The 14,347-nt window shown below is 27.4% G+C and carries 15 protein-coding genes and 2 pseudogenes; all 17 read left to right on the forward strand.

What is annotated here, in order from left to right; all coding sequences use genetic code 11:
- Positions 1-205 precede the first annotated feature (205 nt).
- Positions 206-1,159, forward strand: a complete 954-nt coding sequence (locus Q5O44_RS09860; RefSeq protein WP_022168250.1) for an ABC transporter substrate-binding protein — start codon at positions 206-208, stop codon at positions 1,157-1,159.
- Positions 1,160-1,179: 20 nt separating this feature from the next.
- Positions 1,180-2,193, forward strand: a complete 1,014-nt coding sequence (locus Q5O44_RS09865; RefSeq protein WP_186835026.1) for an iron ABC transporter permease — start codon at positions 1,180-1,182, stop codon at positions 2,191-2,193.
- On the forward strand, positions 2,183-3,157 hold the full coding sequence (locus Q5O44_RS09870; RefSeq protein ID WP_022168252.1) for an iron ABC transporter permease: 975 nt from the start codon (positions 2,183-2,185) through the stop codon (positions 3,155-3,157). The genes Q5O44_RS09865 and Q5O44_RS09870 overlap by 11 nt, the downstream gene beginning before the upstream one ends.
- Positions 3,158-3,170: 13 nt before the next feature.
- A complete protein-coding gene (locus Q5O44_RS09875) occupies positions 3,171-3,944 on the forward strand; it encodes an ABC transporter ATP-binding protein (RefSeq protein WP_291663589.1) in 774 nt (257 codons plus the stop codon).
- A gap of 119 nt (positions 3,945-4,063) precedes the next feature.
- Positions 4,064-4,375 (forward strand): annotated as a pseudogene (locus tag Q5O44_RS09880) (energy-coupling factor ABC transporter permease); the annotation flags it as partial.
- Between the two features lie 154 nt (positions 4,376-4,529).
- Positions 4,530-4,832 (forward strand): urease subunit gamma, encoded by a 303-nt coding sequence (locus Q5O44_RS09885; RefSeq protein WP_022168255.1) that lies wholly within the window; start codon positions 4,530-4,532, stop codon positions 4,830-4,832.
- An 18-nt stretch (positions 4,833-4,850) separates the two neighbouring features.
- Complete coding sequence (ureB, locus tag Q5O44_RS09890) at positions 4,851-5,177, forward strand: urease subunit beta (protein ID WP_022168256.1); 327 nt, start codon at positions 4,851-4,853, stop codon at positions 5,175-5,177.
- The gene (gene ureC, locus Q5O44_RS09895; RefSeq protein ID WP_022168257.1) at positions 5,177-6,892 is read left to right on the forward strand and encodes an urease subunit alpha; all 1,716 of its coding nucleotides are present in this window, start codon (positions 5,177-5,179) and stop codon (positions 6,890-6,892) included. The genes ureB and ureC overlap by 1 nt, the downstream gene beginning before the upstream one ends.
- A gap of 52 nt (positions 6,893-6,944) precedes the next feature.
- The gene (locus Q5O44_RS09900; RefSeq protein ID WP_022168258.1) at positions 6,945-7,397 is read left to right on the forward strand and encodes an urease accessory protein UreE; all 453 of its coding nucleotides are present in this window, start codon (positions 6,945-6,947) and stop codon (positions 7,395-7,397) included.
- Between the two features lie 103 nt (positions 7,398-7,500).
- On the forward strand, positions 7,501-8,097 hold the full coding sequence (locus Q5O44_RS09905) for an urease accessory protein UreF (protein ID WP_291663067.1): 597 nt from the start codon (positions 7,501-7,503) through the stop codon (positions 8,095-8,097).
- Between the two features lie 49 nt (positions 8,098-8,146).
- Positions 8,147-8,761 (forward strand): urease accessory protein UreG, encoded by a 615-nt coding sequence (gene ureG, locus Q5O44_RS09910; RefSeq protein ID WP_022168260.1) that lies wholly within the window; start codon positions 8,147-8,149, stop codon positions 8,759-8,761.
- Position 8,762: 1 nt separating this feature from the next.
- A complete protein-coding gene (locus tag Q5O44_RS09915; protein ID WP_022168261.1) occupies positions 8,763-9,596 on the forward strand; it encodes an urease accessory protein UreD in 834 nt (277 codons plus the stop codon).
- Between the two features lie 410 nt (positions 9,597-10,006).
- Positions 10,007-10,555: pseudogene (locus tag Q5O44_RS09920) on the forward strand (magnesium transporter); the annotation flags it as partial.
- Between the two features lie 102 nt (positions 10,556-10,657).
- Positions 10,658-11,344 carry a response regulator transcription factor gene (locus Q5O44_RS09925; RefSeq protein ID WP_022168264.1) on the forward strand — a complete coding sequence of 229 codons (687 nt, stop codon included), beginning with the start codon at positions 10,658-10,660 and terminating at the stop codon, positions 11,342-11,344.
- Entirely contained in the window at positions 11,328-11,915 is a 588-nt protein-coding gene (locus Q5O44_RS09930) for a hypothetical protein (RefSeq protein ID WP_022168265.1), read from the forward strand. The genes Q5O44_RS09925 and Q5O44_RS09930 overlap by 17 nt, the downstream gene beginning before the upstream one ends.
- A 46-nt stretch (positions 11,916-11,961) precedes the next feature.
- Complete coding sequence (locus Q5O44_RS09935) at positions 11,962-12,246, forward strand: sensor histidine kinase (RefSeq protein WP_302637785.1); 285 nt, start codon at positions 11,962-11,964, stop codon at positions 12,244-12,246.
- 254 nt (positions 12,247-12,500) lie between these two features.
- A partial coding sequence (locus tag Q5O44_RS09940) for an InlB B-repeat-containing protein (RefSeq protein ID WP_302637783.1) occupies positions 12,501-14,347 on the forward strand: 1,847 nt, incomplete at its 3' end.

The following is a 14,347-nucleotide window of genomic DNA, read 5'->3' on the forward strand; positions in this document are numbered from 1 at the left end:
TTGACTTTTTGTGTCCAAAATATTGACATAAGACCAAAGTAGCACAAGACATTTTTGTACTATTTAATTCTTTTTGTACTTTATATTATAATTTATCAATAAAAAATATAATATAAATATGAAAATATTGACGAAATAAGACGAAAATGATAATATAATTCAAGTGATAATAAAAATCAATAAAAAAGAAGGGGGAATATCAGATATGATACTAAATAAATTAATAAAAAAATCAGTATTAATGAGCATGATAATAGGAAGTGTAGCACTTATAGGGTGTGGAACACAAACAAATGAAGAAAAAGTAAAAAGCGAAAATCAAATAGTAGTAGAACATAAATTAGGAACTACAACTTTAAATGATACTTCTAAAAAAGTAGCAGTATTAGAATTATCATTTTTAGATTCACTTTATAACTTAGGAGTAAATCCAGTAGCTATAGCTGACGATGGAGAGCAAACTAAAGTAACAGATATAACAAATGGAGAATCAATAGAATACGTATCAGTTGGAAATCGTAAAGAACCAAATTTAGAAGAACTAAGTACATTAGATTTAGATTTAATAATAGCAGATACAACTAGACATAGCAAAATATATGAAGATTTAAGCAAAATAGCACCAACAATAGTATTAGATAGTATTGGATCAAGCTATGATGAATACATAAAGAACTTTGAAACTATAGCAAAAATAGTTGGAAAAGAAGATAAAGCAAAGACTAAGATAGAAGAAACAGAAAAATTATTATCAGATGTTAAAGCAAAAGCACAAGAAAAATTAGGAGATAAAAAAATATTAACAGTATCACCTAAAAATGATGAATACACAGCACATACTTCAACTTCATTTGTAGGACAAGTTTTGGAAAAAGCAGGATTTGTTAATGCAATTGAAAATAATGATAAAGAAGTATCATTATCTTTAGAACAATTGGTAGAAATCAATCCAGATATAATGGTATATATGAGAGAAGATATAGATAAAACTATATACAAAGAATGGAAAGATACAGAATTATATAAATCATTAAAAGCGATACAAAATGGAGATGTATATACAACGATAGCAAGAGGTCCTTGGACACAATATAGAGGATTCATATCAATAAATACATTAACTAAAGAAATGTCACAATGGCTATTAGATAATAATTAAATGATAGGATGGTGATGCAAGTGAAGTCTATAAATAAAAATAAATTTTTAATATTTTCAACTATAGGTATATTAGCAATAGGGGTATTTTTATTAATAGACATTTTAATAGGAATGAGTGATATAGGCTTTAAGGATATTATAAGTGCTATTTTTGATTATAGTGGAAGTAAAGAGGATTTAATAATAACAACTATTAGACTTCCACGTGTATTATTATGTATATTAGTTGGAGCATCTATGGCTATTTCTGGATTAATTATGCAAAACTTAACTAGAAATCCACTTGCATCATCTCAAGTTTTAGGAATAAATGCAGGAGCTACTTTATCAGTAGTTATAGTAATGGTATTTTTTCCTGCATTAGGATATAAAACAAAAATATTAGCATCTTTTTTGGGAGCAGGATTTGTAGGGGTAACTGTTCAAACAATAGGGAGAATTAGAAATTTATCACCATTAAAAGTAACATTAGTAGGAATAAGTATACAGTTATTTTTAAGCTCCATAACAAAATTTATAATGCTATTTAATGATAGTAAAACATCAGATTTACTGTTTTGGATGATTGGAGGAGTTCATCATGCTCAAATTACACATATAGTGGAGTTATTACCATGTTTTATTATATCAATACTTTTAATAATTAAAATATCAAATTCAATGGATACATTAAAAATGGGGGATGCCATAGCAATTAGCTTAGGAGAAAATATTAAAGTAATAAAAAGTATAGCAACTATAGTAGTAATTTTACTATCAAGTTCTTCTGTAGCAATAGCAGGACCAATATCATTTATAGGATTAATAACTCCTCATATAGTAATTAAGCTAGGAGCAAGAAATTTTAGAGAAAGTTTTATATTATGCGGTATATATGGAGCTAATTTGCTTTTATTATCAGATATAATATCTAAAATTTTAAAGTATCCTTATGAATCACCAGTAGGAATAGTAACAGCTTTTATGGGAGCAGTTTTTTATATAATACTAGCTAATAAAGAAATGAAAAGAGGTGGAGTAAGTGAAAAGTAAAAATACATTAATATTTACTATAAATATAATAATGTTAGTGCTTGTATCTTTTATAAGCTTACTCTTTGGAAGTAAGATATTAAATATAACAGATGTATTTAATGCAATATTTAATAATTCAACTTCAAAATACTCTTTCATTATTTTTGAGTATAGAATACCTAGATTATTAATATGTATAATGGTAGGTATGAGTTTAGCTGTAGCAGGGGCTATTTTTCAAGGGGTACTTAGAAATGCACTTGCATCTACTGATGTACTTGGGATAGGAAAAGGAGCAGGCTTTTTTGCTTGTATGGCAATAAGTCTAGGTTTAAAAGAGCCTATATCCTTATGGGCTATGGTTGGAGGGCTTTTAGCAGGAACTATTATTTATATACTAACTAAAAAAACAAATTTCAAAAATACTAGTATAGTAATAATGGGAATAGCTATAAGTGCATTATTTGATGCAGGAATACAATATTTAAATATAAGCAATTCAGAAAATATACAAACTATTCTTTTATGGTTAACGGGAAGTGTATGGGGAAGATATTGGAATGAAGTAAAAGTACTAACACCTTATGTAGTAATATTTATTCCATTAGCTATAGTATTAGCACATAAAGTAGATATATTATCATTAGGTGATAATATAGCTATTAATTTGGGTGAAAAGGTAAGTTTATTAAAAGTTGGTTTATTATTAATAGGAATAATACTTACAACTAGTAGTGTAAGTGTAAGTGGAACTATAGGATTTGTAGGACTTGTAGCACCACATATAGCAAAAAATTTAGTTGGATATAAACATATTTTAGTTATTCCATTAAGTGGTTTAATTGGAGCAATACTTTTAATTACAGCAGATATTATAGGAAGAACTATAATTGCACCAAGTGAAATTCCAGTAGGAATAGTAACAGCTATAATAGGAGCACCTTATTTCTTATATTTGTTATTAAGAAAAAAATCTAATTAGAAAGGTAGTAATTATAATGAGCTTAGATATAAAAAACTTAGTTTTAGGATATGAGGACAAAATAATAGTTAATAACATTGATATATCTATTTCAAAAGGTGAAATTACCATTTTAATTGGAGCAAATGGTTGTGGAAAATCTACTTTACTTAGTGGAATGAGTAGACTATTAATTCCTAAGGAAGGAAATGTATTTTTAGAAGGAAAATCAATACATGATTATAAACCTAAAGAATTAGCTAAAAAGTTAGCAATTTTACCGCAGGGACCAATAGCACCAGAAGGTATAACAGTAAAGGAACTTTGTTATTTTGGAAGAAATCCATATAAAAGTTTATTTGGAGGAAGATCAAAAGAAGATGAAGAAATAGTAAATTGGGCTATTGAGGTAACTGGACTTAAGGAATTTGAAGATAGGAAATTAGATTCATTATCTGGTGGACAAAGACAACGTGCATGGATTGCAATGTCATTAACTCAAGATACAGATATATTGTTATTAGATGAACCTACAACTTATTTAGATTTAGCATATCAAATAGAAATTTTAGAGTTACTAAAAGATTTAAATAAAAAGACTAAAAAAACAATAGTTATAGTAATACATGAATTGAATCAAGCTGCTAGATATGCAGATAATCTTGTTTGTATGAAAAATGGGAAGATATATTCAAAAGGTAAAGTACATGATATATTTAATGAAACAATGTTAAAAGATGTATTTGGTATAGATAGTATAGTAATTCCTGATCCTATTACTAATAGACCAATGTGTATTCCAAGATAGCAATATTTAAATGTGAGTATTACATCACTTCTATACATGAAACCCACAAAAATCATGATTTTTGTGGGTTTATTTTATAGACACAAGGTAATCTAAAATACATTGGTAAGTAAATTTATTTTTTAATTAATAAAATAAGAAAAGAAGAAGATATTCAAAGTAAAATACCATTAATGGGAGTTGTAGGAGCATTTGTATTTGCAGCTCAAATGATTAATTTTTCAATACCTGGTACAGGATCCAGTGGGCATATTACTGGTGGAGTTTTACTGGCAGCAATTTTAGGACCAGAAGCAGGATTTTTATCACTTGTATCAATATTAATAGTTCAATGTTTGTTTTTTGGTGATGGAGGTCTTTTAGCTTTAGGATGTAATATTATAAATATGGTTTTTTTCAGTTGTTTTATAGGATATAAATTCATTAAAAAATGTTAAATGTATTTAGTAAGTGAAATCTTGTATAAATATATGTAACATTTTTTATTTTTTTATGCTAATTTTTAAATTTATGTATCTTAATTAGAAAATTACAAATAATACATAATATTTAATAAGGTAATATGAAAAGGGAGGAAAAAAACAAGTGCATTTAACAGACAGAGAAAGAGAAAAACTTATGATTGTTGTTGCTGCAGATGTTGCAAGGAGAAGAAAAGAGAAAGGCTTAAAGCTAAATTATCCTGAATCTGTAGCGCTAATTACTAATGAGCTTTTAGAGGGTGCTAGAGAAGGTAGAGAAGTAAAAGATTTAATGGACTATGGTACAAAAATTTTAAGTAAAAGCGATGTAATGGAAGGTATACCTGAAATGATTCATACAGTTCAAGTTGAAGCAACATTTCCAGATGGGACTAAATTAGTTACAGTACATGATCCAATACGTTAAGAAAGGAGATAGACATAATTGATACCTGGAGAATTTATTATAAAAGAAGGAACTATAGAATATAACAAAGGAAAAGAAGCAATAAAACTTGAGGTGGTAAATACCGGTGATAGACCTATACAAATAGGTTCTCACTATCATTTTTACGAAGTAAATGATTACTTAAAGTTTGATAGAGAAAAAGCTTATGGAAAGAGATTAGATATTCCATCTGGTACTGCAGTTAGATTTGAACCTGGAGATAAAAAAGAAATAAATTTAATAGATATTGGTGGAGTTAGAAGAGTTTACGGTTTGCGTAATTTAGTTGATGGGTATTTAGATGGAAGGAGAGTGAAAGAATAATGAGTTTTGAAATTGATAGACATCGTTATCTAGAATTATTTGGGCCAACTAAAGGAGATAAAATAAGGCTAGGTGACACAGATTTAATTATTGAAATTGAAAAAGATTATACAGGATATGGTGATGAATGTAAATTTGGAGGTGGTAAGGTCTTAAGAGATGGAATGGGGCAAAATGCAATTGAAAGCAGAGAAAATCCTATGGTTGCAGATCTTATTATTACAGGAGCCACTGTTGTAGATTATACAGGAATATATAAAGCTGATATTGGTATTCGTGATGGAAAGATTTTAGCTATCGGTAAAGGTGGTAATCCTTATACTATGGATGATGTGGATTTTATAGTATCACCAAGTACAGAAGCATTGGCTGGAGAAGGCAGGATAATAACTGCAGGTGGTATAGATACTCATGTGCATTATATAAGCCCAGATGTTGTTAATGCTGCACTGGAAGGAGGAATAACAACACTTATAGGGGGAGGAACAGGCCCTGTTGATGGAACTAATGCCGTTACTTCAACACCAGGAAAGTGGAATATTCATCGTATGTTACAATCTGCAGAAAGCTTTCCAATAAATCTTGGCTTTTTAGGAAAAGGTAGTGGAGCTAATATAAGGGTTACAGCAGAGCAAATTGAAGCAGGTGCTTGTGGCCTTAAGGTTCATGAAGACTGGGGAGCAACAAGATCTGCAATAGATTACTCATTAAAAACAGCAGATAAATATGATGTTCAAGTTGCAGTACATACTGATACATTAAATGAAGGTGGATTTGTAGAACATACAATTGAAGCAATTGCAGGAAGAACAATTCATACATATCATACTGAAGGAGCAGGTGGTGGCCATGCACCAGATTTGTTAAAAGTAGCTTCTAAACTTAATGTAATACCAGCATCAACTAATCCAACTAAACCTTTTACTATAAATACAATTGCAGAACATTTAGATATGTTAATGGTATGTCATCACTTAGATCCTAAAGTTCCAGAAGATATTGCATTTGCAGATTCTAGAATAAGACATCAAACAATTGCAGCGGAAGATATATTACAAGATATGGGTGTATTTAGTATTATGAGTTCTGACGCAATGGCTATGGGAAGAATAGGTGAAGTTATTACTAGAACATGGCAGACTGCAAGTAAGATGAAAAGACAAAGAGGAATATTAGAAGGTGACTCTGAAGAAAATGATAACAATAGAGTGAGAAGATATATTGCAAAATATACAATAAATCCAGCATTAGCACAAGGAATATCACAATATGTAGGTTCCATAGAAGTAGGGAAAATGGCAGATTTAGTACTTTGGGATACACAATTCTTTGGTGTAAAACCACATCTGGTAATTAAAGGTGGTATGGTAAATAAATCAATAATAGGAGAAGCAAATGCATCTATTCCAACGTGTCAGCCAGAATTTTATAGAGATTGTTTTGCTGCATATGGAAAAGCAAAATATCCAACTTCTGCAACTTTTGTTTCTAAATACGCATATGAGCATGGCATAAAAGAAGAATTAGGATTACAAAAGTTAGTATTACCAGTAGGCGGAATAAGAAATTTAACAAAGAAAGATATGAAATTAAATAATGCAACTCCAAAGCTTGGTGTTGATCCAGAAACTTATGATGTCACTGTAGATGGAGAGTTAATAACTTGTGAACCAGCAAAAGAATTACCATTGGCACAAAGATACTTCTTATTCTAAGTTTAAAAATAAATTTAATATAATTTTTAAATCTTATAGGAGGGATTGAGAAATGATTTTTCATGAGATAATAGGAAATATTAATGAAATAGATGATTTAAATGGATATCATGTTGAAACAATATATTTAAATAGTGAAGATATGCTTAAAAGAATTTTAAGAGTAACTTCAGACCATAACAGAGAGTATGGAATAACATTAGATAATAACGAAAAATTAAAAGATGGTGATATTCTTTATAATGAAGATAAGAAACTTATAGTTGTGAAAGCTAATAGTGAAGATGTGTTAATTATTAAACCTTCAAGTATAACTGAAATGGGAGTAATAGCACACGCTTTAGGAAATAGGCATCTTCAAGCACAATTTGAAGATGATAAAATGATAATCCAATATGATAGGTTAGTAGAAGAAGAATTAAAAAGAGATAATGTTAATTATTCAAGAGAAAATATAACTTTAAAAAAGGCGTTTAAACATGTTGAATTTGCACACACACACTAAAAGTAATGAAGATAATATTATAAATGTATTGCGTGTTATTCAAATATGTGACTCTAACTTTCCTATAGGTTCCTTTAATCATTCATATGGTATGGAGAGTTATTTGAGAAATAACAAGATTACAAATGCAGAAAGTTTAAAAGAATACCTTGATGTGTTTTTAAACAATGTATTTATTTATAGTGATGGATTGGCAATTAGGATGTTGTATGAATATTTGAATAAGAATGAATGGGAAAAAATTTTAGAACTTGATAGAATGCTTACAGTTCAAACCATAGCTAAAGAAACTAGAAATGGATCAAAGCTTATAGCCAGCAGAATGATTAAATTATTTCTTGATTTATATGATAGTGACATTTTAAAAGAGTATGAAGAAAAAATAAATGGAAAGAAGGCTTTTGGTCATCCAGCTATAGTGTTTGGATTACTTATGTATTCTTTAAATTTTAATGAAGAGGAAGCTATAATTTTTCATATGTATAGTACAATTTCAACACTTATTCAAAATGGTGTCAGAGCTATACCATTAGGACAAAAAGATGGTCAAATAATTCTTCAAAAGTGTAGTGAGAGTTTTAAAGTTTTATATAAAAAAATTAAAAACTTAGATTATAGTTTTTTTGGTGCAAGTATTCCAGGTATTGAATTAGCTCAGATAAATCATGAAATACTAGAGTTTAGATTATTTATGTCTTAAAATCAAAAAAAGAAAATTAAAATTAGTTATATGGTAAAGGGTGAGATATATGAAAAAACCAGTAATAATAGGGGTAGGAGGTCCTGTTGGAAGTGGAAAAACTTTATTAATAGAAAGAATAACTAGATTAGCAAAAGATGAATATAAATTTGCAGTTATTACTAATGATATTTATACCAAGGAAGATGCTAAATTTTTAGTGAAGAATTCTGTGTTAAGTGAAGATAGAGTTATTGGAGTAGAGACAGGTGGGTGCCCACATACAGCAATAAGGGAAGATGCATCAATGAATTTTGCTGCTATAGAAGAAATGAAAAGCAGATTTAATGATTTAGATATTATTTTTTTAGAAAGTGGTGGAGATAATTTAGCTGCAACCTTTAGTCCAGATTTAGTTGATTTTTCTATTTATATTATCGATGTGGCACAAGGTGAAAAGATTCCAAGAAAAGCAGGTCAGGGAATGATAAAGAGTGATTTGTTTATCATCAATAAAATAGATTTAGCTCCTTATGTTGGAGCAGATTTAGATGTTATGAGAAGAGATACATTAACATTTAGAAAAGAAAAGACATTTATATTTACTAATTTAAAAAAGGATGAAGGTGTAAATGAAGTCTTGTTGTGGATTAAAAAGAATTGTTTATTAGAAGGAATTAATTAATATGAGTAACAGTAAGTATGCAGGAGAATTTGAAATAGTATTGGAGAAAAAGAATGATAAAACTGTTATAAGTGAAAAAAGATTTGATGGTCTAATAAAATTATCTCCAACCATTCATCTTGATAGTGAAAAAATTTCAACTTATTTTATAGTTGGCCTTGGAGGAGGATATGTTGAAGGTGAAAAATATAAATACAGCATTAATCTAAAGGAAGATGCAAGATCAATTATAACAACTCAAGCCTCTACAAAAGTATATAAATGTATACATGGAGAGAAAACTGAACAAGAAACGTTAATAAGTTTAGAGAAAAACAGCATCTTAGAGTATATAACAGATAGTGTAATATTATATAAAGATGCAATTTATAAGCAGGTAAACAATATTTATATGGATGAAAGTTCAACACTAATATATAGTGATGGAATTACATCAGGATGGTCAAAAGAAGGAGAAAAATTTCAATATAGTAGTGTTCAGTTGAAAACAAAAGTATATGTAAATAATAAAATAGTTCTATTAGATAATTTATTAATAAATCCAAGAAAAGATGATGTTACTAAATTAGGTTTTTTTGAATGCTATGAAAATTTTGGAACATTACTTGTAATAAATAAAAATATTAATGTGGAAATTCTTGAGGATTTAAGAAATAATATTAATAATTTAAATTTGCCAATTTATTTTGGAATATCAGAACTTGAAGTAAGTGGATTTGTATTAAGAGTTTTGGGGAATTTGACTCAAAATATAGAAAGTGCAATAAATTTATGTCATAACTTTGTAAGAAAGAAATTTTTAAACTCAAAAGAGTTATCTATACGTAAATATTAGTAGGATAGGTTATGAATAAAGATGTTAGGAATAGTTTTAATCAATAATGTTATTAGCAGGTTGTATAATATAGATGAAAAATCAGCTAGAATTAAAATAAAAAGCTCATAATTTCTCCACAATTGTTTTGTAAACTTAAGAAGTAAACTGATTAAGGAGTGTGATTTATATGGATGATATACCTTTAGGAAATAATGAAATAAAAATATTAAATAGGATAAGTAGTTCATATATGGCACAATGTTTTAAATTTAAATAATCTTACTAATTTACTTGTGTATATATGAACTCTAAAGGAGGAAATTATGGCACAAGAATTATTAAGAGCAGTTCAAGAAAACAAAATGAGTGAATTAAGTCAACATTTAGATAAAAAATCTAAACAAAAGATGGATACTATTGAGAAAACTGAACAACTATATTTAAAAACTTCAGTTTGGACATTAGCAAAAAATAGAATAGTATGGCTTTTAATATTAATGATATCAGCAACAGTTACTGGAGCAATAATTCAAGGCTTTGAAGATGTTCTTCAATCAGTAGTAATATTAGCATCATTTATTCCAATGCTTATGGATAATGGTGGAAATTCAGGTTCTCAATCATCTACGTTGATTATAAGAGGATTAGCACTTGGAGAAATAACAACAAAAGATATTTTTAAAGTAATATTTAAAGAATTTAAAGTAAGTATAGTTGTTGCTAGTATTTTATCATCAGTTAATTTCTTAAGGTTATATTTCTTTACTAGTGCAGGATTTATGGTTTCACTTACAGTATGTGTAAGTTTATTTTTTACTATAGTGTTAGCTAAAGTTGTAGGAGGAATTTTACCTATAATATCAAAAAAACTAAACTTAGACCCAGCAATAATGGCAAGTCCTCTTATTACAACAATAGTAGATGCCTTTGCATTAATTGTTTACTTTGCTTTTGCAAAACTACTTTTAGGAATATAATAGTTATAAAAAGTTGTCTTTAAGATATATTTAAGGGCAACTTTTTAAATGTTATAAAAAAATAGTTATAAAATAAAAGAAAAAACTTTTTGGAGGGTAACAATGACTAATATATTAATAGTTGATGATAAAGAAAAAATATGTGAATTTATAAAAGCTTTTTTAGATAATGAAGGATATTATGCAGATGTTGCTTATGATGGTAAAAGTGCTATAGATAAAATAAATTCAAAAAAATATGATTTAATAATATTAGATAGAATGCTTCCATATGTGAGTGGGGAAGAAATATGTAAATATATAAGAAGTAAATCAGAAGTTCCTATAATTATGTTAACAGCTAAAATTGAAGATGAAGATAAGATTGATGGATTTCATTTAGGGTGCGATGATTACATTTGTAAGCCTTTTAATATAAGTGAATTAATATTGAGAGTTAAAGCAGTTTTGAAAAGATGTAATATTACTAGTTATGACAATGAAATAATAAAGTATGGGGAAGAATTAGAAGTAAATACTTCCACTCATGAAGTTAAGGTTAAGGGAAAAGAAGTTATATTAACAAATACTGAATATAAAATATTACTTACATTAATAAATAATCCTAAAAAAATATATTCAAGAGAAAAGTTACTAGAAAGTACTATTGAGGGATATTATGAAAAAGGTGATCGAGCTATAGACAGCCATATAAAAAATTTAAGACAAAAAATAGAAGAGGATTCAAGGAATCCTAAAATAATTCAAACTGTTTATGGGGTAGGATATAGGTTTGGATTACAAAAGTAAATTAAAGTCAATAAATAGCAAACTTATAATATCTTTCACACTTATTATGATTGCAACAATTTTATCAATAAAGTTGTTTGTTAATACAATTTTTAAAGATTCTTTTGAAAAGTATGTTGATGATAGCAATAAAGTAGAAGTAAATCACTTAATTGAATTTGACTTAAAAAACCTATATACAAATGAAAGTTGGAACACTGAGTTTATAGAGAATTTAGGAATAGAAGCCATTAGAAAAGGTATTGCAATTGAAATATATGATAAAAATGATAATAAGGTATGGAGTGTATTTGAAGATGAAAAAGTATTATCAGATAAAACTTTAAATGATATAAGTAAAAATATGAAAAGTATAGAAAAGCAATGGGATAATTATTTTGAAGAGTTAAAAGTTGATATTAATGATGATGAGAGGAATATTTTAGTGGGGTATGCGTATATAGGTCATTATGCATCTACTTATTATATGGAAAATGATGTTGAATTTTTTAATGCTATAAATAGGATTATAATTATAATAGGAGTTATTTCAATATCCAGTATTATAATAATTTCAATAATAATATCCTGATAAAGAAAAATTTGCTCAAGTAATTATAAATATATTATCTAATGCTATTAAATATAATAATGGAAATAATGAGATATATATTAGAGTTTTTAAGAAAAATAATAGTATCAATATAAGTATTAAAGATAGTGGAATTGGTATACCAAAAAGTGAATACAAGAATATATTTGAACGTTTTTATAGATTAGATAAATCAAGAGGTGCTAATGAGAAAGGAGCTGGAGTAGGACTTACAATAGCAAAATCAATAGTAAATGCTCATGGAGGAGAAATAGAAGTTTATAGTGAAATTAATAAGGGTTCTGAATTTATAATAAGTTTACAAAGTTAAAATATTATATAAAAATTAAATATGTAAGTTTATAACCTAAACATAATATGGGGTATAATGAGCTTGATAACCGAGTCCTGGTAAGCATAGCATAAAGATTATTAACGAGTGGTTAAAAATTAACTATAGAAAAATATTCAGATATTGTTAGACTTAACGAATATAAAAATATTGAGTATATATAGTTTAAATTATAAGAAAGGGGGCTATATATCAAAATATAAATTATATTTTGATATATAGTAATTAATCATATGAAAAAATATAGTAAAAAAGTATTAGCAGCATCAAGTGTAATTACAGTTTTGGCTAACAATATAACTATAGCTAATGCCTCAGAATTAATTACAAGTAATGATGAATTTAATAAAAGTGTTTTATTAGAGAATCATCAAAGTACTGGGAAAAAAATATATGTTAAACAAATTCATGATGGAGTAGAAAATGGATCTGAAAGTAATCCATATAAAAGTTTTAGTACTGCTTATGAACAAGCAAAGGACGGAGATACAATTGTTTTAAATGGAAATGTAACTATTCTTGGGCAAGGAAGTGATGGAGCAGCTCCATTTATATGTAAAAAGAATATTACTATTGAAGGTATGGAAGGAACAGATGCTACATTAAACTCTAGAACTTCATTTCAATTAGAAGCGGATGTTGTACTTAAAAATTTTGCATGGTCTTTTCCAGGAGTGTCTGTAGATAATAGAGGAATATTTTTAAATGGTCATAAGTTAGTTATGAATAATGTTTCAGTTGAAAGTTCAACAGAAAAGAGTTGGCCAACAGTATATGGTAGTTCATCTGAAAGTATAAATAATAATGATTCAGAATTAGTAGTAGATAATACAACAGGAAAAAATACTATTTTTGAAAATATTTATGCTGGAAGTTATACAGGGAATTATACTGGAAATGTAACATTAAAGCTAAATAGTGGAGTTAAAATATTAGAAGATATTTATGCCAATGGAGTAAATGGTGGTGTAAATGGAAATATTAATATTAGTATTGGAGATATTTTTGCTAATAGTTTTAAGAAAGCAAGTAATCTTGGGCAAGCTAATTTAACTTTAAATAACCATAATGGTATGGCTGGAAGAACTATTTTAGGTTTTAAAGACATTACATTAAACAATAGTAGTATTAAAATAAATGATGAATCTAATTTTGATGAAGTTAATGGAAGTTTAAGTTTATTAGGAGATAGTAAATTAGATATATCAGCTAAAACAAATACATTAGATATTAAAGGTAACCTTTTAGGTGAAAATTCATCAAAGATAATTTTTTCTGAAAGTGGATCAATCAATGTAGAAGGTGCATTAAATGGAACACTTGAATTAAGAACAGAGGGAAAGGATGCACAAACTTCAGGAATGATATTAGTAGATCATAAATATATTTCTGCATCTAATAATTCTACTGGACAAGTAATGTTTAAGCCATATTGGAATCAAACAATGTATGAATTAAAGTGTGAAAATGTTGATAATAAAAAACAATGGATTACTAGAGTTACAGATAAGCCTAAATTAGATAAAGTAGAAATAGAAGGAGAAAATAGAATTGATTTAAGTAATTATAGAGAAGAAGTTTATAATTTAGTATTTAAAGATATAAATGATAATTTACTAGAATACACTCCAATATTTGATTATAAAATTTTAGGGGTAGATGGACAAGAAGTATCAGAAGATGATATGTATTTTGAAGTTTTAGAAATGCAAAATGAAATGATTATTGAAATATATAATCCAAACTTACCTGTAGGAGATTATAAAATTATACTTACAGATACTTTAACTGGTAAAGAATTTATTCATGTAATTAAATTGTATAATAATGAAGAATCAGTTGTTACATTTGATTTTAATGGTGGTCATCAAAAAGATAACGTAGATATAAATAAAGCCTATTTTTCAGTAGCAAAAGATACATTAATAAATAAAATTGATGATCCAATAAGAAACGGGTATACATTTGAAGGTTGGTATACAGATACAAACTTTACAACTGAATGGGATTTTGAAAATGATAGTGTAAAGGAAGATGACATAACATTATATGCAAAATGGACAAAAAATAGCTATGATGT

Source organism: Clostridium sp. CAG:221, assembly GCA_000435835.1.
GTDB lineage: Bacteria > Bacillota > Clostridia > Clostridiales > Clostridiaceae > Clostridium.